We start from the raw sequence: 24,506 nt of genomic DNA, 5'->3' as shown, positions 1-24,506 counted from the left end.
TTCTATCCCGTCCCCAAATGGCAGGTGACAGGGCTACTCGTCTTGCGGGTCCTCGTCGGAGCTTGGCGCGGGCTCCGTCGTGGGCTCGGGCTCCGTCGTGGGCTCGGACTCCGGCGCAGATCCCGGGACAGACTCAGGCTCGGGCTCAGGCGCGACATCCGGAGCGCTGTAACCCGAAGGAGCGGACTTCTTCTCGAAGGGCAATACAAACGTCAGGACGTCGTCCTTATCCTCGTCGGCCCACTCGCTTGCATAACGTGCGACCCAATAGCCAACGGCACGGTGCTTGAGCATCTTGCCAAAGACCGTTAGAAATACGGTGACGAAAGCGATCAGCACCAGGAACAGCACGAGTGAGATGCCACCGCCGCTAACAATTGCCTCAATACCCGTAGGACGATAGTAGTAGCTATACATACCGACAGAGGCAATGGCGCCAAAGACCGCCGTCAAGATCCATGTGACAACGTTGGCGACCAGGCCCGTCAAAAACTCGGGAAGGAATGAAGCGCAGAACAGCTTGGTCTTATTGTTCTTAAAGGCCGCCCAGACCTTGTCGAGCGAAAACGCGCTCTCGACGCGACCGGTCACCGCAAAGTGCATCACGGCGATATCGGCGAACATCTTAAAGAAGACTCCCAGGACCGCCGTGGCAATCATAGCCAGGACAAGCAGGCCAAGCGAGCCAAACAGCGCAGTCTCGAGCGCAGAAGAGCCGTAATACGAATACGAGCCCGCCGCGCCAATTACCACGCTCTCCACCAGCGAAAGCACTACACCAATAACGGGAATGGCAGCGATAATCTCGAGCACGACCGAAATAACGCTCGAAAAGACCCCGAGGCCAAACGATGTGGAACGCATCAACGGACGATCCATGCCGTCATCGATCTTAAGCGACAGGTCGCGACCCCACTCGATGCCAAAGCCCGAACCGCACACACTCGCCACGCAGGCGGCCAAAAAGCCGATGGCAGCTGCAATACCGCCGATAACGGGAATGAACAGCACGAGCACCGACACGACACAGATAAGCGCCGGCAAAAAAGCAATCTGGCACACGCGCTGCAGCACGCCCGGAGTCTTGGTCATGTCTTGGAACGCCTGAGCCACACAGCCCTTTGGCGCATTCGCCACGGGCGGTTGCGGAACAAACTGCTGGGGCTGAGACTGTTCCTGGGGAGCGGGGCCGGCGGCCTTGACCACGGTATTAGGGGCACCGCACACGCCGCAGAACTTGTCGTTATCGCCCATGGGGGCGCCACACTGCGAACAGAACATCGAAATCATCCCTTCGTATCTAGAGTGAATCACCTGGATCGCAAACGACGTCTTTGGCAACATTATCGCGCAATGTGGGGACAAATACCCCAAGATGACCGGTTTGAAACGTAGGCGGCTTTATTCAATGGTTCGAAGGGTATATCCGCGCTAGTTCGTGCCGCGGAAGCCCTTGCCCACGATCTCGGAGCTGTCAACGATCGTGATAAACGCATCTGGATCGATATCGCGGGTATAGCGGCGCAGTTGCACTGCCTCGCGACGGCTCAGCACGCTCATAATCACTGTGACGCAATTGCCCGAGAAGGCACCGTAGCCGCGGCTGATCGTTGCCGTGCGGTTGAGATGCTTGACGATAAACTCCTCGACTTTGCGTGGCTCTGCGCAAATAATCGTACAGACCTTGCGCAAGTGAATGCTCTCGATGGCCTTGTCGACCACAAGCGTCTTGGCAAACAGGCCGAGCACGCAGTACAGGCCAACGCGCGGACCGTACAAAAAGGCCGCGATGGTCACGATGCCGATATCGACCAGTAGCAAGGCGCGTCCGATCTCGAGCGTCGTGCGACGCTTGAGGATCATGGCAAGGATATCGGTGCCACCCGTTGAGGCGCCAATGTCAAAGACAATGGCACTGCCCAGCGCCGGCAAAATCACGGCAAAACACAGGTCGAGCCACATATCTCCCGTCATCGAAACATCCGTCGGAATGAAGAGCTCAAACAGCGAGACGTAGGCCGAAAGCGCAAACGAGGCAAAAACGCTCCAAAGGATTGCCTTGCGCTCCAAAAAGATAAAGCCCAAGACGACGAGAATCGCATTGATGATCCACATAAAGACGCCGACGGGCAGAGTCGGGAACAGCGTGGAAAGAATGACCGACACGCCCGAGGTTCCGCCGAAGGCAAAGTGATTGGGGGTTTTAAACGCAACGATGGCGAACGCCGTGAGAATCAGGCCCAGATTGAGCTCGGCGAAAAAGCGCGGGAAGCCCGGCTCCTGGCTGCGCTTGCGGCCGGCGCGCTCGCCGCGCTCAATATCGGCACGATCGACCACGCGCTCCATCGGCACCACGGGAGGACGATGCACCTCCTCGGCGGCACGCGATGCCGCCTCTGCCGCGGCGGCCTCAATCGCCCATGCCTTGCTTTCTGTTTCGTGCTCGTCGGCCATTACGGCAACCCCTCGTTAACAATTTGGAAACAATTCGCCCATTAGGGTAACGCGGAGCGCGAAGATTGCAACCCCTAGTTAGACGAGCGGTATGACTACATCGAGGGCATATAGAAAACGGTCGACCGCACTTTTTCTTGCGCGGTCGACCGTTTAGCGTTTTCGCAGGTAAAACCTATCGAAACAAACCTGTCCCTATTTGGTAGGTTACTCGTGCTGGCTGGTGCGGTGCTCGTACTCCTCGGGGGTGATGACATCCTCGATGCGCAGGTTGACGCCTGCCACCTCAAGGCCGGTCATCGCGGCCAGACGCTCGGTCACGCGCGCCTTAACGTCGTCGAAAATCGCGGGTGCGTAGGCGCCGTACTCGATAATGACGGAAATGTTGACGACCACGCGGTTGTCATCGGTGACCTCGACCGTCACGCCCTTGGTCAGGTTCTCGGCACCAAACTGCTCCTGCACAAAGTGCATAAGGTTGCCCTTCATGCCCAGGACGTGCGGCACCTCGCGGGTGGCCATGGCGACGATCTTCTCGATCACACCGTTGGAATAGGTCAGCGAATCCTCGGACTCGTCCGCTTCCTCATCATCCTCGTCCGCATCGTCGGCGGGCTCGGCCTCGACGAGCGCCCCGTCCTCGAGCGTTACGTCCTCAGCCTCGGCGGCAACGGTCTCGTCTGCCTCGAGCTCGGTATCGGCCACATCGACCTTCGTGTTAAAAGCCATGGTTCCTCCTTATGCCCACCGCACACGCGGCGGTCGAATACATACTAGCGGCCGCTAAACAGACGGCCGAAGAAGTTGACGATCCCGTTCTCGCCGTCACGGATCTGGCCAATCACGGCGCCGATCAGCACAAAGAATGCGATGACGAGTGTGTCCCACAGGCCGAGCGTGAGCACCAGCACGGCGAGCACAAAACCAGCGACGGCTCCGAGCGTGGTGTTGGGATGACGGACGGCATAGCTCCAGATGGCCGCCCCCGTACCCTTGATGAGACCCATGGCCTCGTCAAAGTCGTTGGCGGCGCTGTCGTGCTGCTCGCCGGCCTCGGGCTTGGTGTCGGCGGACTCGCCTGCCGGCGTAGCGTTCTGATCGATGGTCAGGCGCGGGGTGCGGACAGTCTTGTCTTGATTGGTATCACTCACCGGAAACCTCCACGGTCTGGACGGTAGTCTTGGACGGCAAAAAACGGACGCGCGCGATCGTGCCCGGCGTGCCGAGCATGGTGTCGCAGGCCTCCTCGATACGTTGCTGCATCGCGGTTGCAAGGGAGGCCACGTCCCGGTCGTCGAGCGCGATGGCTTCGACCTTAAAACGGACGAGCGATTCGTCGGAACCCTGCACGCGTGCCTCGATACGCTCAACCATCACGCGATCATCGCACTCCGCCGCGGCACGGGCGCACGAGGAAAGCGCTGCGAGGGTGACCTCGATGTTGCGCTCCCCCGCCGGATGCACGCAGGACGGCTCGCGACGCGCGAACATCAGGCGGAAAAACCCGATGAGCACGCCAAGTGCCACGATGGCGGCGCACACCGTAACGACGACGCGAGGCATGGTGTCACGCAACAGCAGCATAAAGCGATACGTATACGGTCCCCAGAACTGGCAGACAAGCGTGCCCAGCGCCACGATGGCGGCGGCAAGGTACACGATTGCTAGGGCTCGTTTGAGTACGCGCACGCGCGCTCCCTTCAGGTTTCGGTCCACAGAATGCAAAACGATTCGCATCATTATAAAAGAGCCGGGTCCGGTGCCATACGCACGCGGATCCGGCTCATCTATTCCACGAGGCTTGTATGCTCGCTTCATTATGCCCAGATATGCACGGCTTAACCCGTGCAGGCGCTACTCCTCCTCGAGGGCAGCGATGACCTCGTCGGTCATGTCCATGGTGCTGTAAACATCCTGAACGTCGTCGAGCTCCTCGAGACGGTCGATGAGGCGCTGGACCTTCTTGGCATCGGCGCCGGAGACCTCGGTCGGGGTGGTCGGAACCATGGTGGTCTCGGAGCCCTTGACCTGGATGCCCTGCTCCTCGAGCGCCTTGGAAACAGCCATGACGTCGTTGGCGGCGGTCCAAACGATCCACTCCTCGCCGGCGTCCTCGTAGTCGTCGCCACCGGCCTCGGCGATAGCCATCATGAACTCTTCCTCGTCACCGGCAGCACCGTTGGCGATCATGGTCTCCTTCTTGGCGTTCTCGTCCAGGATCTCCTTGGCGACGACGATCTGGCCCTTGCGCTCAAACTGGAAGGCGACGGAGCCAGAGGTGCCCAGGTTGCCGCCAGCGTGGGAGAAGGCGGAACGGACATCGGCGGCGGTACGGTTGCGGTTATCGGTCAGGCAGTCGACGTAGACGGCAACGCCGGCGGGACCATAGCCCTCGTACACGATGTTCTCGTATACGGCGGCATCGGCACCCGAACCGAAGGCCTTGTCGATAGCGGACTTGATCTTGTCCTTGGGCATGGACTGAGCCTTAGCCTTGGCAACGGCAGCGGCGAGGCTGGCGTTGTTCTCGGGCAGCGGGTCGCCGCCGAGACGGGCAGCAACAGTGATGTTGCGGCTCAGCTTGGAGAAGAGGGCGGAACGCTTGGCGTCCTGCGCGCCCTTACGATGCTTGGTTGTGGCCCACTTAGAGTGTCCGGACATACGTGTCTCCTATCGGTTTCGACCTAAAGCCCAGCGCAGATGCTCGGGCAATATAAACAAACGTCGTTATGATATACCTAGTGGCCTGCGAGATAAACCCCAAAATGAAGGCGTCGTGATGATGCAGCCCCTTGGTGCAAAGTAACCTGTCCCCTTTGCACCAAGTTAGAACCAGAGAAGGTCGCTGCGGGTGATGGTGGCGCCGATGGCGAAGGGCATGCAGGCGATGACTGGATACAGGTAGCGCATGTAGGTCGAGCCGTTGCAGGGACCGATCAGGCACACGGCGAGCACGCCCAGCAGCGGCACCCAAATGGCCAGCCCGCGCCACGAATGACGACGTAGCAGATAGACCACCACAGCGATCATGATCCACACATAGGTGGCCGAGCTCATGGTGAGCGAGATAAACGGGATGCGTTGTACTGCCACGCGATACAGGTTGATCAGGTGGTCGCACCAGCGCACAACCTTGCTATCGACCGGATGGAAGTCGAAGTACTTGAGGTTATCGGGCTTCGCCATGATCTCGGCACTGCGCGCCGTGCTGTAGACCCACGCATCGCGGGCACTCGGATAAAAGTAGCCGTAGTAGTTATTGATGAGCGCCGAGATATAGCACTCGGGATCCTTTTTGAACATCTGGGCCCACACCTCAAAATAGGCCTTGATGTCCTCCTGCGAGGCGTACTCGTTAAAACAGTTTTTTACGGCATCCGACTTGTCGGGGTTGTAGCGGCGGCCCAGATTCTCGTACTTGAGCACCCGATCGATCGCAGCGCGTTCCTTATCGGTCACCAGACCGTCGCAGGGAGCTTCCTCAATCGTGCCGTCGTCTTTGACCTTGGGGTTAACGCCCGAATTAAGGCCGTCGTGCTTTTGGACGAAGCGCGCCGTCTGTTGAAACGGAATCGAGAGGATCTCGCGCTTGGAACCCGGCGTGATATCGTGCTCGGGCATAAAGACCTTGGTAAAGTACATGTTGGAGGCAAGGCAGAGCACGAGCACCGCGAGAACGCCGGCCCAGCGGAAGCGCGGCGTGGCGCATGAGGGTGCGACGCCAGACTGTTTGACCACGCGACGGGCCACATGCGCGTCCCAGGCGCAAAACGCCGCCGCAATCACGCAGGCCGCCAACGGAAAGACCAGGCCGCCATTGCGCAAAAACGTGGAGCCCATGGCGCCCAGCACGAGCAACAGCCAGTCGTGGCGCGCAAAGAGCACAGGCGTGCGCTCGCCCGCGCGCTCGGCATTGACATCGCGACGGGGCAGGCCACATGCCACGAGCTTGACGGTCTGAACGAGCAGTACCAGAAACGCATCGGCAAACAGTACGTCTTTGGTCAGCAGCGCCGCGTAGTTGGAGAACATCGGCATAAACGCAAAGAACAGCAAGATGACGCCGCGGACCGGCAGGCTCACGCCCAGCTTGCGCAGCGACGATATGGAATAGGCCACGCAGGCGGCCGTGATGACAAATTGGGCGCAGGTGTAGATGGCAAGACCCGCATTGGCGCTGTTGAATAGCGAAAGCCCCAGCTGCACACACGAGCCGATGATGGCCGTGTGCACCACCGGATGATGGCCGTTGAGCAGCACGTTGGGGTTAAGCAGGCGCAGGTAGTCGCTCGTGCCGTTGGGGTAGTTGAACCATTGGCGAATCTGCGCGCCCGTATCTCCCATAAAGAGGCCGGGCAGCGAGGCGATAAGCGTGGGCGCCCAGACAATCATGAGTACAAGAAACGGCCCAACAAAAGGATGGACCGAGAGCACGGCGTGGGTAACACGCCACACGCGGCCAAAATGCGCCTCCGAAAACGGAATGCGGCGAGAACTCAACCAATCCAAAAACTCAAAAGCCAGATAGAAGGCCACAATCGCCAGAAGCATCCAGCCCGCGCCGCCAATCCAGGCGCAGATAACGCGCGCCTTGTCGCCCAGCACAATCTCGGCCGAATCGGTGAGGTCGTAACTGCGGCCGAACACCATGCAGACGGCAAAGAACAGCGACGGCAGCACGACCGAGGGGCGCCAAGCGTCACCGCGGCCAAAGAACACATAGCGAAACGGCAGCGTGAGCAGGCAGGCCAGCGCGAGCAGCATCACAGCGTCGGTATGGCCGGCAAATGAGAGGAGTACCTCGTAGCACACGTAAAGCATGCCCGAGGCCTTTGGATCGATCGCCAGGACCGCGTTGCTCGACACCGGGGCGGGATCGATGGAAAACGCCGTGGTCGCCAGCAGGGCGAGCAAAAATGCGACGAGCGTCTGCTTGGCGGGATAGCGCTTAAACCAAACGATGCGGGCGGCGTCGCGCGCAGCCGTTGTGGAGAGATCGGAATCCTTCACAGTCCGAAAAGCCTTTCTAGAAACCTGCCAAAAAGGGACAGGTTTATTTTGGCAGGTTTTATCTGGGGAAACGTTACGGTTCTGTCATCGTTGCCTGGCAAAACCACCACAAAGGCGCCTGTCCCCTTTGTGGTGTATGTGGTGGTTAGGCGTCGAGATAGATGCGCTGGGGACGGTTGCGACGGAGGGCAAAAATGATGAGCGCCAGGCCCGCAATCACGAGTGGCAGACTCAGCAGCTGGCCCATGGTGATGACGCCGCCCAGCAGATAGCCCAGCTGGGCATCGGGCACGCGCACGAACTCAACGAAAAAGCGGACGATGCCGTACCCCATCACAAACACACCCATAAACGTACCCTGGGGCAGCAGCGGTTTTTTGCGGCTGAGCACCTGCAGAATGCAGTAGAGCACAATGCCCTCGAGAAATGCCTCGTAGAGCTGGGATGGATGGCGCGGCATATCGCCCGCGGTGCCGCCAAAGATCACGCCCCAGGGCAGATCGGTAGGCTTGCCCCACAGCTCGCCGTTGACAAAGTTGGCGCAGCGCCCCAGGCACAGGGCCAGCGGAGCACCGATAACGGCAAGGTCGGCGATGGTCCAGGCGTCGAGCTTGTACATGCGGCACACGAGCACGCCGCCGATGATGCCGCCCACCAGGCCGCCATGGAAACTCATGCCGCCTTCGTTGGTGGCAAAGATCTCGAGCGGATGCGCCCAGTAGTAGCCGTCACCGTAAAAGATGACGTAGAACAGACGGGCGCCAATGATGAGGCCAAAGACCACACCAACCACGACACTCATCAGGTCGTCGACCGTAATGTCAAAACCCCAACGACGCTGCGTGCGGTACATGACGACCGCCGTGAGCAGAGCTCCGACCACATAGGCCAAGCCGTACCAGTAGATGGTGATGGGCCCCGCCGAAATGGCGACAGGATCAAGCATATGGTAGAGGTCGTTGAGCATATCGGTCCCCCTGCTCCCTACATACAAATGCGGCCGCGGGCCTTTCGCTCGCAGCCGCACATTTGGGCATGACGTCTATGCGGAGCACATCGCCCGCAGCTTTCGCTTCTCAGAACGGCGCATACTCGTCGTACAGATCCTCGGCCTCGCCGGAGGCATTGACCTGCTCGACACGCGTAACGCCGGGCACGTGCTCCTTGAGGATACGCTCGACGCCCATGGAAAGCGTCAGAGCGCTCATGGGGCAACCGGCGCAGGCACCCTGGAGCTCCAGCTTGACGACGCCCTCGTCATCAACGCCCATATACTCCATGTCGCCGCCGTCGGCCTGCAGGTTGGGGCGAATCTCTTCAAGAACCTTCTTAAGCAGCTCTTCGTTAACAGCCACAGGGGCTCCTTTCTCACAATAACGCGGGCGCGCCCGCGGACAGAGCTATGTTACTACAGCCATGTACCCGCTCGCGAGCCGTCCATGCGCGCGGACACGACTTTCACGAGCAGTTAATTTGACAGTCAATTTGGGACGGGGCTTAATTAGCCGCTTTTGCCAACGCCCGGCGCTCGTACACGCTGCCGCTACTGCTGAGTTTGTTCCCCGGTACCAATGTGGACATCGACGATAACCTGGCGGAAGCTAATGCCACAGGAGTCGAGAATGCGGCGACTGATGCGGCCGTCGTCGGTGTCGGCGTACTTATTGTCCAGATAGACAACCTCGCCCACACCTACCTGCGCCAGGATTTTGGCACAGTCGTGGCACGGGAACAGCGTGACGTAGACCGTGGAACCCTCAAGGTCCTTGAGCGAGCCGCGGTAGTTGAGCACGGCGTTGGCCTCGGCATGAACTACGTAGTTATGCTTGTCCTGCAGCGGGTCATCGCTCGTGCCCCACGGGAAAAAGTCGTCGTTGAGCGCCGAGGGCGTACCGTTGTAGCCCACCGAAAGAATGCGGTGGTTAGTGCTGGCGATGCACGCGCCCACCTGCGTATTGGGATCCTTGCTGCGGCGCTGCGCGGCGATTGCCACGCTCATAAAGAACTCGTCCCAGCTAATAACGTCGCGGCGCTTGCCCGACGCGGTTTGATGAAGATCGTCCGACATGGCAGACACCTCCGAAATCGAAATAGTTTGGCCCATTGTAGCAGGTGAAAGGTGGGGCTGTTTCTCCCGGCGCCGACGTCCTTGGCTTTATGCGCGGCGAGGCTTTTGGTTGATGCGGTACAGCTCGGCGAGACCCCGCAGCGTCAGCGCGTCGTCTACCGTCAGGCTGTGGCCGACCAACGCCGCGAGCGCCTCGGCATCGTCGCCGGTGATGACAATGGGCACGCTGCCCTCGCCTGCCGCCTTGGTCGAGCGCATCTCGGCAAGCACCATGTCGAGCATGCCGTCGATACGGGCCACCTCGCCCAAGACCACGCCCGAGCGCATGGCCTCGCGCGTGTTGCGACCGATCACATGCGTGGGTGCCGAGGGCTCGACTTGCGGCAGGCGCGCCGCAGCGGCCGAGAGCGAGCGAGCGCCGAGCGCCAGCCCCGGCGCGATAACACCGCCGACAAAGGTTCCGCGTGCATCGATGACCTCGATATTGGTCGTAGTGCCCAGGTCGATCACGATGCACGGAGAGCCGTAGACGGCACGGGCCGCCACGGCGTCGGCGATGCGATCGGGACCGATCTCGGCCGGGTCGTCGTAATGCACGGGCATGCCGGTCTTAAGTCCTGGCCCCACGGTGAGCACGCGCCCCGTGCAGGTACGGGAAAGTGCCGCCTTCCACGGGCGCTCGAGCGCCGGCACCACGCAACTCAGCACTGCTGCCGCGGGAACGAGCACACCAGGCATGCCCGCATCGGCTGCCAGTGCGCCCATGACCCGCGCGAGCCTCATACGCGCCTCATCGGCCGTAACGCTCGGCGGCGTCGTGATCTCGCACGTCGCAAGCGGGCATTCCTGCGCCGCGGCCGAATCCTCGGCAAACAGACCAAAGCGAATGAACGTGTTGCCCACGTCGACCGTCAATATATATGCGCACCCATTAAGCATCGTCGGCGCTCCTTTCGTCTGCCCAGCAGTATATCGCCTACCCGAACCAGCCATCCCAGGTAGTCATTTTGGGACGGGGCTATTTTAGCTACCCCAATATGTCGGATGATATTTGCCCCAATCCCAGATAATTCGTCGACTGTCAAAGGGTAGCTAAAATAGCCCCGTCCCAAAATGACTACCTTGCCGCTATACTGATGCGCAGTCGTGCGCGAGCTCACGCGGCGGCCCTTGGTAACCCGACTTCCCGCGCCGTATCCGTAGCGGCGCTTTCGGGGGAAGCGGATATACGCAAAGGAGTTCTATATGGGCAATCCCTCGAACCGCACTTCTATGCGCGGTCAACTCACGCTGCGCGGCGTCGTCATCGGCGCCCTTGGCTGCGTGATTATCACGGCAAGCTCGGCCTACACGGCCCTCAAGATGGGCGCCCTCCCCTGGCCGATCATTTTCGCTGCCGTCATCTCGTTGTTCTTCCTTAAGCTCATGGGCAATGCCAGCCTCAACGAGGCCAACGTTACCCACACCATCATGTCCGCGGGTGCCATGGTCGCCGGCGGCCTGGCGTTTACCATCCCGGGCGCCTGGATGCTGGGCTATGCCGACCAGATCAGCTGGCTCGACATGTTTATCGTGGCGCTCGCCGGCACCATTTTGGGCCTTCTGGCAACGGCGCTCATCCACCGTCACTTTATCGTGGACGCCGCGCTGGAGTTTCCCACCGGCAACGCCGCAGCCCAGACCCTGCGTGCTACCGAGGCCGGCGGCAAGACCGGCAAGCAGCTCTTTGGCTCCATGGCCATCGCAGGCATCTATAGCGTGCTGCGCGACGCCCTGGGCGTGGTGCCCAGCATGCTGTGCACGCTCAATATCCCCGGCGTGACCTTTGCCATCTACAACTCGCCCATGTTGCTGTCCATCGGCTTTTTGGTGGGCTTTGCCCCCGTCGCCTTCTGGTTTGCCGGCGCGCTGCTGGGCAACTTTGGCATTATCGTCGGCGGCACCGCTGCCGGCCTGTTCGATATTGTGACCGCGCAGGGTATCGTCAAGTCCTTAGGTATGGGCCTTATGATGGGCTTTGGCGTCGCCGTCGTCCTCAAAGACATCCTGCCGCAGGTCGCCGGTATCGTCCGCGGTCTTGCCGCCGACAGCTCCACCGACACCGACGAGCAGTCGCTCATCTCGGGCTCGCTTAAGCTCGACGCCGGCATCATCGGCCTGGGCACCGCCGCCATCGCCGTGATCATCGCCATCGCGCTCGACCTTGGCCCCGTCCCAGCCGTCATCGTCACGCTGTTCACCTTTGTCACCACCATCATGAGTGCGCAGAGCTGCGGCCAGACGGGTATCGACCCCATGGAAATCTTTGGCCTCATCGTCATGCTCATCGTAGCGGCCTTCGCGCAGATTGCGCAGGTCAAGCTGTTCTTTATCGCCGGCATCGTGGCCGTGGCGTGCGGCCTTGCGGGCGACGTCATGAACGACTTTAAGGCCGGCGCCGTGCTGGGCACCAACCCGCGCGCACAGTGGATCGGCCAGGCCATCGGCGGCATCGTGGGCGCACTGGTCGCTGCCGCCGTCATGGTCGCGCTCGTCACCGCCTATGGTCCGGACGCCTTTGGTCCCGACAAGAGCTTTGTGGCCGCGCAGGCAAGCGTAGTCGCCACCATGGTCTCGGGCATCCCGAGCGTGCCGTGGTTCGCAGGCGGTTTTATCGCCGGCATCGTCATGTATTGGCTCGGCATTCCGGCCATGATGATCGGTCTGGGCGTGTACCTGCCGTTCTACATGTCGCTCACGGCCTTCTTGGGCTCCTGCGCCAAGCTCGCCTACGACAAGTGGGCAGCCCACCGCGACGCCGGTTCCGGTCTTTCGGGCAAAGAGAAGGCTTCCAAGGATGCTGCCTTCCAGGAGCAGGGCCTGGTCGTCGCCAGCGGCCTGTTGGGAGGCGAGTCCGTCGTTGGTGTTATCCTGGCGTTTGTCTCCGTCGGCCTGAGTCTGCTGGGCTAAACCCAACAACAATGTACCCGTACAGAGCGCGGGGCCGGAGACCATCCGGCCCCGCGCTCTGTATCTGTCGAAACACTCGGCCGCAACCGCATTTGACGTCCCCCTTACCTGCTCGTCTAAGTTTCACGTCAAGATGACCACCCCGCCCGCCACGGTGTAGAGTACATGCTGCGAGCGCACCCGCGTTCCTGCGGCAATACGAGGTGGACATGGAACTCGACAAACAACAGATCAAGCGACTACGCAAACGCCATCACCGGCGCCACGGCATTCGACCTGCCCATAGTGAGGCCCTGGAGAACACCGGCCGCTTCCTAAAGCGCGCATTCAACATTCGCGAGGGTCGCGCGCCCTATCACGTGATTCGCAAGCGCTTTGTAAACGGGGCGCGGCTGACCGGCTCGCACTTATGCATCCTCATCATCGCTATGCTCATCGCGAGCATCGGCCTCGATATCGACTCGGACATTGCCATCGTGGGCGCCATGCTCATCTGCCCACTCATGGGCTCGGTCCTTGCCATGGCATATGGCATCGCCACGCTCGACCGCGAGATTGCCGTCGAGGCCGTCGCCGGCCTCGCGCTACAGATGGCCTTTTGTCTGATCACGTCTACGCTGTATTTTAAGCTCTCGCCCCTTGGCACCACCACGGCCGCCATCATCGACAACTCGACGCCCACTGTGTGGGACCTTGCCGTCGCGCTCGCGGGCGGCTTTGCGGGCGGGCTGGGCAACTCGCGTGACCAGGAACCTGCCACGCTTATCGCCGGCGTGGCCGTGGCGACCGCGCTCATGCCGCCCCTGTGCGCGGCGGGCTATGGCATCGCCATTGCAAGCGGGTCACTGTTTCTCTCGGCGCTTTATGAGTTTGGCGTCAACGTGGTCTTTATCGCACTGGCTGCCGAAGCCGTGCTGCTTCTTTTGCGCGTGCCGCTCAAGCGCGACCTGAACGGCGACGGTATTGTGACTGCTGAAGAAAACGCCGAGGTCAACGAGCTATCGCGCAAGGTGCGCCGCCGCATCATCGTGGGCACGGTGATCTTTGCCATCCCCTGCATTATTATGACGGCGGGGTCTATTGGCTCGGCGCAGGCCGGCGTGCAAGACGGCTACGGCGTCACTGAAACCACGCGCGAACTTGCGGCGGTGCTGCCGGGCTTTAAGGATTACACCGTCGCCGTCGAGACCTCGGCTACCGAGGGCGACAAGGAGGGCGTTGTCGAGCGCCAGACTGTCGCTCGCGTAACGACAAGCGAGACGCTCGGGGCGCACGACCGCCGTGTTGCCCGCAAGCTCATCGACCTCAACGTACCCGAACTCGATCGCGTGGAGTTTGACGTGGAGTGATGCGGAACGTGAGGTAGGCCCGGTACGAGCGCGCGCAGCCGCGGGGCACAGGCACAGCCAAGCGCAGCGCTACAGCTCGTACTTGTACACGCGGTAGATGTACTTCTCGGCTTCCATCTCGTACGAGGCAATGGGCAGTCCATAGCGATCGTACTCGGCAAAGGTCTTGGCTATGCCCGATGCCACGAGCATGCTATTCGAATCGCCGACGCGCTGCGCACTACTTACGTAACCTGAGAACGGCACTGCGATCTGGTCCACAAGCTCGTAGGTGCGCGTGGTCTCGTCCACCGTAAAAATGCGCCCAAACGAATGCGTTCCTTTGCTGTAGTCGGTCACTACCGCAGCGCCCAGCTGGCCCCAGTCAAACTTGGGATAGCTCTCGGCAACACCAAAGTTGTTGTCGTATAGCAGCACCTGGTAGCGACCAGTCGCGGTCGTCTCGTCGTTTGGCAGATAGGTCACACTATGCTGGCCTGCGTTGAGCGAAAAATCGCCTTGAGCCTGCAGCAACTTGTCCTCAAAGCCCGAGCCGGCCCAAAACTCTGGCGAGCCCATAAGCCAATCGACCGTAGGCGTACCGTAGATATCCGTGAGCTTGATGACCGTTGAGGTCTCGCGCGAGCTGAGCAAAACGGTGCCGCCGCCGAGCCACTGGATCGTGTTGATGTGAATCCAATCCAGGTCGCCGTCCGAGGCAACCTTGGCGCTTGCCTTGAGGTCGGGGAATATATCGCCCAGGTCCACGACGAGAGAGACGTCACCTGTTGTTATGTCGACCTTAATGATGAGGTCCTCTACATTAACGCGATCATCCTTATCTTTTTTGGCAGCCGCGCGATCGACGTCCAAATCGGCTTCGGAGCCGGCGTGACTCGCCAGCACCAGCAGGTTGCCATCGTCATCGAAAGCGTAGTCGTGGTGTAGCTCGTAGTCGCCCGTGCTCCAGACGTTTACCACCTGGCCGATGGCGTTGATCTGGGCCATCTTGGTAGTCGAGACGCTCATGATCATGCTGCCGTCGCCCGGGAACAGCAGGCGGTGGCTGCGGTAGCCGACAATCGGCACCTCGCCGCGAATCTGGCCGTCGTTGTCGTAGAGGTACATAAAGTCGAGCTTGGACGAGTCGTTGCCCAGAATAGTAAAGAGACCATCGGCAAGCGGCGTATTGGACTCCCCCGACGTGACGGCGAGCTGCTCTTCTTCCTCGCCTTTGAGAGCCGGCGTCTTGACCGTGAACGTCGAGGTGCGGCTGATACCATCTTGTGCCGTGCAAATGATGGTTACCGTGTTTTTGTGGTTGGGAATGAGGCCGATGACCTTGAACTCGTGTTCCGTGGCCGGCGCGTCGCCGCCGTGGGGCGTATGGGAAAACGCGGCGACCTTGGGCGTGTCACCAGTCTTTTTGCGACCGGCGACCTTGTAGGAGACGGTTACGGAATCCGTTGTCGCAAAGCGAACGTAGCAGCTCAGGGTATCGGTGCCAAAGGGATCCTGCGCGATAAACGGAGTAGTCTCGTTGTAGCCGCCGTCAGCGTACTCGGCATCGAGCCGCTCCTTGATGGCCGCCTGCTTCTCGACGTCGTAGGTCGCGACAATCTGCTTGTGGAGTTTCTTTTGCTCGTCAGTGAGCTCGTTGCTCGCAGTAGATGCGGCGCCCGTGCCGGCCCCGCCGACCGAGCAGCCCATGAGCCCTGTCCCGGCAAGCGCCAGCGCGCCCGCCGCACCCGCAAGAGCCGCTCGACGCGAAAACAGTCTGCTGTCCTTGTCACTCAATTCCATATCGTTACCGTCTTTGAATACCATTGTTGTTCCCTCATATACCACGGCGTTTGCCCAGCCCTGTCTAATTATGACTCGCAGTTTAACAAACGCCCCTTAATGCAAGTTAAAGCTTGTAGCGATACGGAAACGCGGGGCGCGAAGGGAATCCGCAACCCTTCCGCTCCCAAGTGATCAATCGGAGCGGCCGCGATGGTGCTCGATCCAGTCCACGGCAAAGTCGACAAGTTCACGTTGGCGCATAAAGCGGATTGTCCCGTTGCCGAGCGGCGCGGTGCTGACCGTACATTCCCGCTCAAAAGCAGCGCCGATCTCGTCGAAGTCCTCGCCGTCGACATAGAGCGTGCGGTATTCCTTCCATGCGCGTCGGCCGTTTTCCATGACCGCACTGTGCTCAACGCAGTCGTGTTTGCGGGGGTACTGTGCACGGGCGTCTGCTAAATGCAGTGACGTATTCTTGTCGTAGCCCACGCCCACAAGCAGCACGTAGCCGTCCAAATCGTACAGGCGAGCGATGGGCGATCCGTTGCCAAAGATATTGCTTAGGTCGTGGTTCTCCGTCAGGAACTGCGCATGCCGGCCATTTGCCGCCACCGAACGCGCCGGGTGATCGCTCCTGAGCGTACCCGGCCACGTGCGAAACATTTCGGCTACGGCTCCCATCGTGTTGGTGGGCGTGATGCGCTTGTCATAGGCAGGCCAGTTATCGCGAATCAACTGCCACCATTCTTGGGGCTCTTGCCAATGAACGCCGCTCTCGGGGTCCAAGTTTTTCCATGATTGCGTCGGCATCATGACGGTGCCGGTTTCGCCCACCGTCTGGAGCAGCGCCTCGATCACTGGTTGAGCGCCGCCGCACACATATCCAAGTGCGCTGAGCGAGCAATGGACCATAACCGTCTGCCCCGCGCACATACCGACGGCGGAGAGCGCGTCGAGGATATCCTGCTTAAGCACGATTTGCCGATCCATTGCCGTTCCCCTCTATCCCCACGCATCAGTTGCATTTGCGTCATGCGCCAAAATGGCACACGGGCCATGCGGCGCACTGACAATGCAAAAGATACGTTTCTCAATGTTGCCGAGGAATCTTTTTAGTACTTGAAGAAGCCCTCGCCCGAGCTTTCGCCCAGCTTGCCTTCGTCGAGCATCTGCTTGAGGACGGATGCCATGGCCTTAAAGTTGTAGGGCATCATCATCTTTTTGAGCAGCGGGCTCACCAAGCCCGGCACCTTCTGATACTGCATGACGATGTTGTAGGCCGTCTGGATGCCCACGGTGTCGAACACGCGGAACGGGCCCTTGGGCGCGCCAGTGCCGCGCGTCCATGCGAGGTCGATGCTCTTGGGGTCGCTGACGCCCGAGACGTACAGATCAAGGCCCGAAAGCAGCCACGGCACCAGCATGGAATTGAGCAGATAGCCGTTCTTTTCCTTGTTGACGGGCAGGGCAAGCATACGGATGTCGCTAGCAAAGTCGACGAGCTCATCGAAATAGCGCTTGTCGGTCTGGTCCTGAGCCATGACCTCGGTCATGTTGTTCTTCCAGATGGAGTTGGCAAAGTGCAGCGACAGGTACTTCTCGGGGCGGCCGGTGTACTTGGCAAAAGTGCTCGGCAGCAGCGTGGAGGAGTTCGTCACGACAACGGTCTTTTGCGGGAGAACCGGGGCGAGCTTCTTGTAGAAGTCGATCTTTGCCTGGGTGTCCTCGGCCATCGACTCGATAACCAGATCGGCGTCGGCCACTGCCTTGGCAAGATCGAGCTCTAGCTTGAGTGTGGAGTAGGCACGCTCGACGGCGGCGAGCGCCGCCTCCTTGTCGAAGGGCTGGTCGCTATCGGCGATACCGGCACACCACTCGCCCGTGCCGTCCGCCATGCCCTCGATAGCCGCGATGTACTCCTCGCGCACATGATCGATCTTGGGCTGAGTGCGGCCGATGCTGCCCTCGCTGCGCAGCCAGATCGTCACATCGAAGCCGCAGTAGGCAGCCTGAAAGGCAATCTGGCTTCCCAACACGCCGCCACCGGCAACGCAAACGGTCTTGTAGCTCATAGGAACAGTCCTCTCTTACGTAATTCCATGGATGTGTATTTATTCAACCGTAAGGATGACGCGCGCTGGGGGTGGGTTCCATAAACGGACGGTAATTTGCGGCGAACGGCTACATATGTTCATTATCTCAGGGTTCCAAGAGCGATTTTTGGTGCCACTGAGACGTCGCATTCGGAAGAGGTGATAGTTGGGGCGTTTACGCAGCATATGTCCAGCAAAAACGGGTGGTAGCCGATACGGCTACCACCCGTTTGTCTCATATCTAGCACATAGCAGGCCAACTACCTCTTAATGCCGCGTCCCAGACGCTTGGCGACCGATGCAACGGCCTCCTCGCTGGCCGAGCCACAGCTCACGCAGCCACCATGGTCACGCATCTGGCCGGTGACCTCGTCCATCGCGAGCGGCGCCACCTTCTCGAGCTTAAAGCCCTTACCGGCGCGCATGTTTTCCTTGGCCACGCTGATCATGAGCTTAATGCGGTTGAGCTGGTTGACCTCGGACGCGCCGGGGTCGTAGTCCACCGCGACAATGTTGCTCTCGGGGTGCTGACGGCGCAGCTCCTTGATCACGGCCTTGCCCACCACGTGGTTAGGCAGGCACGCAAAGGGCTGCGTGCAGATGATGTTGGGCGCGCCATGGTCAATCAGGTCGAGCATCTCGGCCGTGAGCAGCCAGCCTTCGCCCATGTTGTTGCACACCGAAAGCACCGTACGGGCCTTGTCCGCCATGGTGCCGATGCGCTCGGGCGCCTCAAAGCGGCGGGACTTTTGGAGCAGCTCCTCCACCGGCGTACGCATCCAGTCCACGAGCTTGATGAGCGCCTGCATACCAGCGCGCGTGGTTGCAGAGCTTCCGAGCTCATCCTTCTGCAGCTCGGCGTTGCTCATGGAGTACAGGAAGAAGTCGAGCAGGCCCGGCACCACGGCCTCGCAGCCCTCGCGCTCGATAACGTCGACCACGTGGTTGTTGGCTGTGGGGTGGAACTTGACCAAGATCTCGCCGACCACGCCCACGCGCGGCTTGGTGCCCTCACCCACGAGCGGCATGGTGTCGAACGCGCGGATGGCCTCGCGGCACAGCTTGGTGTAGTTGTGGCGGTTGAACTTGGGCGCCAGCTTGCGGGCGCGCGCCATGTACTCCTCGTAGAGTGCGTTGGCGGCACCGGGCGTAGCCTCGTATGGACGACAGCGATAAAGCATCTGCATCATCACGTCGCCAAAGAGCACCGCGTAGACTGCCTGCTTAAGCAGCGCCGGCGTAATTTTAAAGCCGGGGTTGTCCTCACCGAGCGCCACCGCCGAAAGCGAGATCACCGGAATCTCGGGGTGGCCGCTCTCGCGCAGGGCCTTGCGGATGAGTGCGATGTAGTTGGTGGCACGGCAGCCGCCGCCTGTCTGGCTGATAACCACGGCCGTCTTGGACAGGTCGTACCGGCCGCTCTCGATGGCCTCCATAATCTGGCCGGTCACCAAAATGGACGGATAGCAAATGTCATTGTTCACATAGCGCAGGCCGGCCTCGACGGCGTCGTGATCGGTCGAGGGCAGCAGCTCCAAGTTGTAGCCGGCACCGCGGAACACCTCTTTGACCAGGTCAAAGTGGATCGGCGCCATCTGCGGGCACAGGATGGTGTAGCCCTCCTCGCGCATCTGCTCGGTAAAGGGCACCTTGGGCCACGCGGACGATGCGCTCTCGCGCTGAGCCCCGAACGTGTACTTGCGGCTCGCGAATGCGGGGGCATCCGTGGAGGGAGCCACCGGCGCGGCATCGCCCTGCTCGTAGGTCTCGCCCGCGGCCGCGGCCTCGGCCAAGCGCTCGGCCTCCTGGTCCTTAAGCGCGGCCATGAGCGAGCGGATGCGGATACGCGCGGCGCCCAGGTTGGACACCTCGTCGATCTTGAGCACGGTGTAGATCTTGCCGCTGGCCTCCAGAATCTCCTGCACCTGATCGGTAGTCAGAGCGTCCAGGCCGCAGCCGAAAGAGTTGAGCTGGATCAGGTCCAGGTCGTTGCGCATCGTAACAAAACGGGCGACAGCGTACAGGCGGCTGTGGTACATCCACTGGTCGACGACGCGGATGGGGCGCTCGGGCTTCACCAGGTGCGCAAGCGAATCCTCGGTAAAGACCGCAAAGCCAAAGCTCGAGATAAGCTCGGGCAGTGCGTGGTTGATCTCGGGGTCGTTGTGGTAGGGGCGGCCGGCGAGCACGATGCCGTGACCGCCGTGGTCCTCGACCCACTTAAGGGTCTCCTCGCCCATGGTCTGGATGTCCTCGTGGAAGCGCGCATCGGCCTCAAAGGCAGCGTTGACGGCGGCATCGACCTCGGAGCGCGTAATCTTGGGACCGCGCACGCGACCGCGACCGGCCTCAGCATCGGCCACGCGGTCGACGGCAAGCACCTGGTACAAGCGGCGCTTGAGCTCGGTCTTGTCGTGATAGGGCACAAACGGGTACAGGAACTCGATATTCTGCTCACGGATCTCGTCGATGTTGAGCGCCAGCGCCGTGGGGTAGCTCATGACGATGGGGCAGTTATAGCAATTGCCAGCCGTCGGATCCTCCTTGCGCTCCCAGCGCACGCACGGCATCCAGATAAAGTCGACATCGCGGTCGATAAGGTTCATCACGTGGCCGTGGCTCATCTTGGCCGGATAGCACACGCTCTCGGACGGCATGGACTCGATGCCTGCCTGGTAGGTCTTCTTGCTCGACTGGTCGGACAGCTGCACGCTAAAGCCCAAGCGCGTAAAGAACGCGTGCCAGAAGGGGTAGTTCTCGTACATGTTGAGTGCGCGCGGGATACCCACGGTGCCGCGCGGGGCCTCGTCGGGGCTCAGCACCTCGCGATTAAAGAGCAACTCGTTTTTCTTTTTGAAGAGGTTAGGGGCCTCGGTCTTTTGCTTTTTGTGTCCGGCGCCCTTCTCGCAGCGGTTGCCGGTAATGAAGCGCCTGCCGCCGCCAAAGTCGTTGACGGTGAGCTGGCAGTTGTTGGAGCAGCGACCGCAGCGGACGTGCTTTTGCGTCACAGTGAGGTGAGCGATGTCCTCGGCCGAAAGGATGGTCGAGGTGCCGTCGGCGCCAGCGCGATCGCGGGCGAGCAGGGCCGCACCGTAGGCGCCCATGCAGCCGGCGATGTCGGGACGCACGGCGTGAACGCCGGTGAGCTGCTCAAACGCGCGCAGCGTGGCATCGGACATAAAGGTGCCGCCCTGGACGATCACCTGGCTTCCGATCTCCTTGGGATCGCGCAGCTTAATGACCTTGAACAGGGCATTCTTAATGACGGAATAGGACAGACCGGCCGCGATGTCGCCCACCGTGGCACCTTCCTTTTGCGCCTGCTTAACACGCGAATTCATAAAGACCGTGCAGCGACTGCCCAGGTCCACCGGAGCCTTGGCATGGATGGCGGCGTCGGCGAACGCGCGCACGTCCATGTTCATAGAGACGGCGAAGCTCTCGATAAAGCTACCGCAGCCCGACGAGCAGGCCTCGTTGAGCATGATGTGCTCGATAACGCCGTCCTTGACGCGCAGGCACTTCATGTCCTGACCGCCAATGTCCAGGATAAACTCGACGCCGGGCAGGAATGCCTTGGCGCCGCGCAGGTGCGCGACGGTCTCGATCTCGCCGGAGTCGGCCTTGAGGGCCTCGATGAGCAGCGCCTCGCCGTAACCCGTGGTGGTTACGTGGCCGATGGTGCAGCCGGCGGGGATGTGGTTGTAGAAATCGGCCATGATGACCTTGGCCGTGCCCAGGATGTCGCCGTTGTTGTTGCCGTACCAGGTGTGCAGCAGCTGACCGTCCTCGCCCACGAGCGCGGCCTTCATGGTGGTGGAACCGGCGTCGATACCGATGAACACGCGACCGGTGTAGCCTTCGAGCTTGCCCTTGGGGACGACTTCCTGGTCGTGGCGGGTCTTGAACTCGGCAAAGTCCTCGTCGGTGGCAAAGAGCGGATCCAGACGCTCGACCTCGGCGCCCTGTGTGTCACCCAGGGCATCGATGGCCTCGATGAGCTGCGGGAACGTGCTGAGCTTATTGGACTCGTGCGCCATGGCGGCACCGCTCGCCACAAACAGGTGAGCATTTTGGGGCACGATGCGGTGCTCCTCGTCCAGGTTGAGCGTGAGGTAGAAGCGATGGCGCAGCTCGGAGAGGTACTGCAGCGGGCCGCCCAGGAAGGCGACGTTACCGCGGATGGGACGGCCGCACGCCAGGCCCGAGATGGTCTGGGTCACGACGGCCTGGAAGATGGAGGCGGCCACGTCCTCGGGGCGGGCGCCCTCGTTGAGCAGCGGCTGGACGTCGGTCTTGGCAAAGACGCCGCAGCGGCTGGCGATGGGATAGATGGTGGTGGCGTTGGCCGCGAGCTCGTTGAGGCCGCTGGCGTCGGTGTGCAGCAGGGTTGCCATCTGGTCGATGAACGCACCCGTACCGCCGGCACAGGTGCCGTTCATGCGCTGCTCAATGCCGTTATCGAAGTAGATGATCTTGGCGTCCTCGCCGCCCAGCTCGATGGCGACATCGGTGGCCGGGATGAGGGTCTCGACGGCACGCTTGCTGGCGATGACCTCCTGGACAAACTCCAGGTCGAGCCACTGGGACAGCAGCAGGCCGCCCGAGCCGGTAATGGCGCAGGTCATTTGGGCCGTCGGCAGCACGGCCGCAGCGCCCTCGAACAGGTCGCGGGCGCAGGCGCGGACGTCGGTGTGATGGCGCTGGTACTTGGCGTAGACGATCTGGTTGTCATCGTTGAGCACGGCGAGCTTAACGGTGGTGGAGCCAACGTCGATGCCCAGGTGCAGGTTGCCGTGGGCGTTGTCGGGGTTGAAGATTGCGCCTTCGGGGGCGTGGGCGGCGGCTGCGGGCTCGGCGGCGGTGGCGGGCTCGCTAGCGACGGGCGTCTCCCCTACCGAGTTCTTGGCATCGGCAACTGCCTCGGCAACTTTCTCGGCAGCCGCGGTCGCGGCCTTCTGCGCGGCGTCCACCACGGTGGGCGCAGCCTCGCGTGCGGCGGCGACCATGCGGTCCTTGATGCCCTCGACGAGTTTGCTCATTGTCTCTCCTCTTAGTTGTTGGACTCGACGGTTGCGGGGGTGTCGGCCGCGTCCTCGAGCTGCAAGTTCAATAGCTTCATGCCGTACTCCGGCACGTTGATATCGATGGGTTGGCCATACAGGTCACCAGGGCGCACAAAAGCGAGCACCGTCATCATGCGCGCCATGGCCTCGGGCGATTCGGTGAGCCCACGCTCAAACCAGCGCTGAATCATGCCGACCTCGGCACTCACGACGTAGGTGACGTAGTAGTCAAAGAACGTGCCCAGCGCCAGGCCCAAAATGCCCGTCTGTGCACGCGGCACCACAGCCTCACGCGCGGTGTCGATAATCCTTTTAATGAAGGCCTGGTCGCCGCCCGGACCCAGCAGCGCACCGATCAAGTCGCGGTTGGCCGCAAGATAACGCAGTAGCTCAACCGAACCGGGCGCCGGCTCGAGCTCATCGATGTTGTGATAGAGATCGGGCAGCCGAGCTGCGGTGATGAGCTCAATGCGCTCACGGATCTCAGCCAGCAAGCCGTCCTCGATTTGATTGATAAAGTCGGGGATATCGCGGTAATGCGAATAGAACGTACGGCGCGTAAGGCCGGCGCGCTCGGTGAGCGAAGCGACGTTAATGCGCGAAAGGTCGCCGCTTTCGGCTAGTTCGCTGGCAAGTGCCTGGCGAAGGGCACGCTGCGAGCGAAGGGACCGGCGATCGCATTTCTCGAGCTGGGACAAGCGTCCTCCTTGTTACTCAGCCTGTGCGCTATTGCACAGTGCGAGTATTATTGCACACCGTGTGCATCAACACGTAAAGGCAATATTTGGATGTGACGAAGGGGCAGTCCCTTTGTCACATTATTCGATGACGGTGCGGGAGTTTTGCTTGCGCATGGTGGCGAGCATGTGTTTGGGGACGGCATGGGCCATACAGCTGCCGATAGTCGCGCTCGCGGCGGCCTTGGCGGCATCGCTGCCGTTTTTGGTCGCGTAGCTGTGGCGGAAGCGCTTGAGCATGGCGATGTCGTTGCCGCCGTCGCCGTAGACCGCGACCTCATCCTCGGCAATACCGTAGTAGCCCGCCAGCCAAGCCACGCTCTCACCCTTGTTGCACGCCACGTCCGTGATCTCAAACATCACCGGATCGAACGGCGCGTTGACCACGCGGTCCGAGCGCTCGGCCAAATACGCCTTAAGGTCGCGCTCCAGCTCGGGCGAGGTCACGCGACAATTGATCTTGCATACGTCATGGCGCAGGATGTCACCGATCGACTGGTCGAAATATTGCTCCTCGTGATACCCCCCACGTGCACGCATGCCGCGCATCACGATGCGCCTGATAGGACTGTCCTTTTTAAAGCCCGCCTGGTGCATCTCGAACGATCCGCTCGAGAACATGCCATCGGGCGTGGAGCAGTCGAAGCAAATGTCCGGGAACGCCCTGAGCAGCTCCTCGGTAACCTGCGGGTCGATGGTCCAGGTCTTGAGCACCTCGCCATGGCTGTTGCGTACGATGGATCCGTTGGAGCAGCAGGCGTCAAGCGCCAGGCCCGTAAAGCCATCCTCGCCGATCGGCAGCGTCGAGCGCCCGGTCGCGGGAACCACATGCAGGCCAGCCTCGGTCAGCTCGCGAATGGCACGGCGGATGGTCCCATCTGCCTCGTGCAGGGCGTTCAACAGCGTTCCGTCTAAGTCACTCGCAAACATCTTGATCATGGGCATGCCTCTCCTTCGTCTGCACGATATTGTAGACGAGAACGGGCGCGCCCCAAGAGAGGCACGCCCGTCAGGCG

19 protein-coding genes are annotated in these 24,506 nt (G+C 61.1%); 2 read left to right on the top strand and 17 right to left on the bottom strand.

Going from position 1 to position 24,506, the window contains the following annotated elements; translation table 11 throughout:
* Nucleotides 1–33: 33 nt before the first annotated feature.
* The 11 genes from ACQRAP_RS03710 to ACQRAP_RS03660 all read right to left on the bottom strand — a co-directional run bounded on the left by ACQRAP_RS03710 (nt 34) and on the right by ACQRAP_RS03660 (nt 10,471).
* The gene (locus tag ACQRAP_RS03710; RefSeq protein ID WP_427793613.1) at nt 34–1,281 is read right to left on the bottom strand and encodes a DUF4013 domain-containing protein; all 1,248 of its coding nucleotides are present in this window, start codon (nt 1,279–1,281) and stop codon (nt 34–36) included.
* Nucleotides 1,282–1,431: 150 nt separating this feature from the next.
* Nucleotides 1,432–2,454, bottom strand: coding sequence for a YitT family protein (locus ACQRAP_RS03705; protein WP_427794921.1), 1,023 nt, complete (start codon nt 2,452–2,454; stop codon nt 1,432–1,434).
* Between the two features lie 207 nt (nt 2,455–2,661).
* Nucleotides 2,662–3,183: an Asp23/Gls24 family envelope stress response protein gene (locus ACQRAP_RS03700; protein ID WP_154514821.1), complete on the bottom strand. Its 522-nt coding sequence runs from the start codon at nt 3,181–3,183 to the stop codon at nt 2,662–2,664.
* 44 nt (nt 3,184–3,227) lie between these two features.
* Nucleotides 3,228–3,605 carry a DUF2273 domain-containing protein gene (locus ACQRAP_RS03695; protein ID WP_427747672.1) on the bottom strand — a complete coding sequence of 126 codons (378 nt, stop codon included), beginning with the start codon at nt 3,603–3,605 and terminating at the stop codon, nt 3,228–3,230.
* Nucleotides 3,598–4,143: a hypothetical protein gene (locus tag ACQRAP_RS03690; RefSeq protein WP_427728030.1), complete on the bottom strand. Its 546-nt coding sequence runs from the start codon at nt 4,141–4,143 to the stop codon at nt 3,598–3,600. The genes ACQRAP_RS03695 and ACQRAP_RS03690 overlap by 8 nt, the downstream gene beginning before the upstream one ends.
* Before the next feature lie 165 nt (nt 4,144–4,308).
* Nucleotides 4,309–5,115 (bottom strand): YebC/PmpR family DNA-binding transcriptional regulator, encoded by an 807-nt coding sequence (locus ACQRAP_RS03685; RefSeq protein ID WP_154514825.1) that lies wholly within the window; start codon nt 5,113–5,115, stop codon nt 4,309–4,311.
* A 165-nt stretch (nt 5,116–5,280) separates the two neighbouring features.
* Nucleotides 5,281–7,464, bottom strand: coding sequence for a DUF6020 family protein (locus tag ACQRAP_RS03680; protein WP_427794920.1), 2,184 nt, complete (start codon nt 7,462–7,464; stop codon nt 5,281–5,283).
* Between the two features lie 145 nt (nt 7,465–7,609).
* The gene (lgt, locus tag ACQRAP_RS03675) at nt 7,610–8,431 is read right to left on the bottom strand and encodes a prolipoprotein diacylglyceryl transferase (protein WP_427794919.1); all 822 of its coding nucleotides are present in this window, start codon (nt 8,429–8,431) and stop codon (nt 7,610–7,612) included.
* Between the two features lie 109 nt (nt 8,432–8,540).
* Complete coding sequence (locus ACQRAP_RS03670) at nt 8,541–8,819, bottom strand: NifU family protein (protein ID WP_370450539.1); 279 nt, start codon at nt 8,817–8,819, stop codon at nt 8,541–8,543.
* Nucleotides 8,820–9,007: 188 nt separating this feature from the next.
* Nucleotides 9,008–9,532, bottom strand: coding sequence for a deoxycytidylate deaminase (locus tag ACQRAP_RS03665; protein WP_154514829.1), 525 nt, complete (start codon nt 9,530–9,532; stop codon nt 9,008–9,010).
* 87 nt (nt 9,533–9,619) lie between these two features.
* Nucleotides 9,620–10,471 carry a type III pantothenate kinase gene (locus ACQRAP_RS03660; RefSeq protein ID WP_427728039.1) on the bottom strand — a complete coding sequence of 284 codons (852 nt, stop codon included), beginning with the start codon at nt 10,469–10,471 and terminating at the stop codon, nt 9,620–9,622.
* 306 nt (nt 10,472–10,777) lie between these two features.
* On the opposite strand from ACQRAP_RS03660, the gene ACQRAP_RS03655 reads away from it, so the two are divergent.
* Together ACQRAP_RS03655 and ACQRAP_RS03650 are read left to right on the top strand one after the other, a co-directional pair.
* On the top strand, nt 10,778–12,481 hold the full coding sequence (locus tag ACQRAP_RS03655; RefSeq protein ID WP_427728042.1) for an OPT/YSL family transporter: 1,704 nt from the start codon (nt 10,778–10,780) through the stop codon (nt 12,479–12,481).
* Nucleotides 12,482–12,690: 209 nt separating this feature from the next.
* Nucleotides 12,691–13,830 carry a DUF389 domain-containing protein gene (locus tag ACQRAP_RS03650; protein WP_427728044.1) on the top strand — a complete coding sequence of 380 codons (1,140 nt, stop codon included), beginning with the start codon at nt 12,691–12,693 and terminating at the stop codon, nt 13,828–13,830.
* Nucleotides 13,831–13,899: 69 nt separating this feature from the next.
* Here ACQRAP_RS03650 and ACQRAP_RS03645 read toward each other — a convergent pair whose 3' ends face one another.
* The 6 genes from ACQRAP_RS03645 to ACQRAP_RS03620 form a co-directional block, all read right to left on the bottom strand.
* Nucleotides 13,900–15,636: an aryl-sulfate sulfotransferase gene (locus ACQRAP_RS03645; RefSeq protein ID WP_427728047.1), complete on the bottom strand. Its 1,737-nt coding sequence runs from the start codon at nt 15,634–15,636 to the stop codon at nt 13,900–13,902.
* Nucleotides 15,637–15,786: 150 nt separating this feature from the next.
* Nucleotides 15,787–16,584, bottom strand: a complete 798-nt coding sequence (locus tag ACQRAP_RS03640) for an aminoglycoside N(3)-acetyltransferase (protein WP_427718255.1) — start codon at nt 16,582–16,584, stop codon at nt 15,787–15,789.
* 122 nt (nt 16,585–16,706) lie between these two features.
* A complete protein-coding gene (locus ACQRAP_RS03635; protein WP_154514839.1) occupies nt 16,707–17,666 on the bottom strand; it encodes a 3-hydroxyacyl-CoA dehydrogenase in 960 nt (319 codons plus the stop codon).
* Nucleotides 17,667–17,947: 281 nt separating this feature from the next.
* The gene (locus tag ACQRAP_RS03630; protein WP_427794918.1) at nt 17,948–22,729 is read right to left on the bottom strand and encodes an acyl-CoA dehydratase activase-related protein; all 4,782 of its coding nucleotides are present in this window, start codon (nt 22,727–22,729) and stop codon (nt 17,948–17,950) included.
* 11 nt (nt 22,730–22,740) lie between these two features.
* The gene (locus ACQRAP_RS03625) at nt 22,741–23,451 is read right to left on the bottom strand and encodes a TetR/AcrR family transcriptional regulator (protein WP_427728052.1); all 711 of its coding nucleotides are present in this window, start codon (nt 23,449–23,451) and stop codon (nt 22,741–22,743) included.
* A gap of 120 nt (nt 23,452–23,571) precedes the next feature.
* On the bottom strand, nt 23,572–24,429 hold the full coding sequence (locus ACQRAP_RS03620) for an HAD-IIB family hydrolase (protein ID WP_427794917.1): 858 nt from the start codon (nt 24,427–24,429) through the stop codon (nt 23,572–23,574).
* Between the last annotated feature and the right edge of the window lie 77 nt (nt 24,430–24,506).

This window comes from Collinsella sp. SGI.180 (assembly GCF_050313455.1).
GTDB lineage: Bacteria > Actinomycetota > Coriobacteriia > Coriobacteriales > Coriobacteriaceae > Collinsella.
The sequence above is the reverse complement of the archived record's forward strand: the minus strand, read 5'-3'. Positions and strand labels throughout refer to the sequence as shown.

What these genes read in the sequence shown, in the direction of transcription:
- ACQRAP_RS03710 (WP_427793613.1), bottom strand. Translation starts at nt 1,281, where the DNA reads ATGTTCTGTTCGCAGTGTGGCGCCCCCATGGGCGATAACGACAAGTTC.
- ACQRAP_RS03705 (WP_427794921.1), bottom strand. Translation starts at nt 2,454, where the DNA reads ATGGCCGACGAGCACGAAACAGAAAGCAAGGCATGGGCGATTGAGGCC.
- ACQRAP_RS03700 (WP_154514821.1), bottom strand. Translation starts at nt 3,183, where the DNA reads ATGGCTTTTAACACGAAGGTCGATGTGGCCGATACCGAGCTCGAGGCA.
- ACQRAP_RS03685 (WP_154514825.1), bottom strand. Translation starts at nt 5,115, where the DNA reads ATGTCCGGACACTCTAAGTGGGCCACAACCAAGCATCGTAAGGGCGCG.
- lgt (WP_427794919.1), bottom strand. Translation starts at nt 8,431, where the DNA reads ATGCTCAACGACCTCTACCATATGCTTGATCCTGTCGCCATTTCGGCG.
- ACQRAP_RS03665 (WP_154514829.1), bottom strand. Translation starts at nt 9,532, where the DNA reads ATGTCGGACGATCTTCATCAAACCGCGTCGGGCAAGCGCCGCGACGTT.
- ACQRAP_RS03660 (WP_427728039.1), bottom strand. Translation starts at nt 10,471, where the DNA reads ATGCTTAATGGGTGCGCATATATATTGACGGTCGACGTGGGCAACACG.
- ACQRAP_RS03655 (WP_427728042.1), top strand. Translation starts at nt 10,778, where the DNA reads ATGGGCAATCCCTCGAACCGCACTTCTATGCGCGGTCAACTCACGCTG.
- ACQRAP_RS03650 (WP_427728044.1), top strand. Translation starts at nt 12,691, where the DNA reads ATGGAACTCGACAAACAACAGATCAAGCGACTACGCAAACGCCATCAC.
- ACQRAP_RS03645 (WP_427728047.1), bottom strand. Translation starts at nt 15,636, where the DNA reads ATGGTATTCAAAGACGGTAACGATATGGAATTGAGTGACAAGGACAGC.
- ACQRAP_RS03640 (WP_427718255.1), bottom strand. Translation starts at nt 16,584, where the DNA reads ATGGATCGGCAAATCGTGCTTAAGCAGGATATCCTCGACGCGCTCTCC.
- ACQRAP_RS03635 (WP_154514839.1), bottom strand. Translation starts at nt 17,666, where the DNA reads ATGAGCTACAAGACCGTTTGCGTTGCCGGTGGCGGCGTGTTGGGAAGC.
- ACQRAP_RS03630 (WP_427794918.1), bottom strand. Translation starts at nt 22,729, where the DNA reads ATGAGCAAACTCGTCGAGGGCATCAAGGACCGCATGGTCGCCGCCGCA.
- ACQRAP_RS03620 (WP_427794917.1), bottom strand. Translation starts at nt 24,429, where the DNA reads ATGATCAAGATGTTTGCGAGTGACTTAGACGGAACGCTGTTGAACGCC.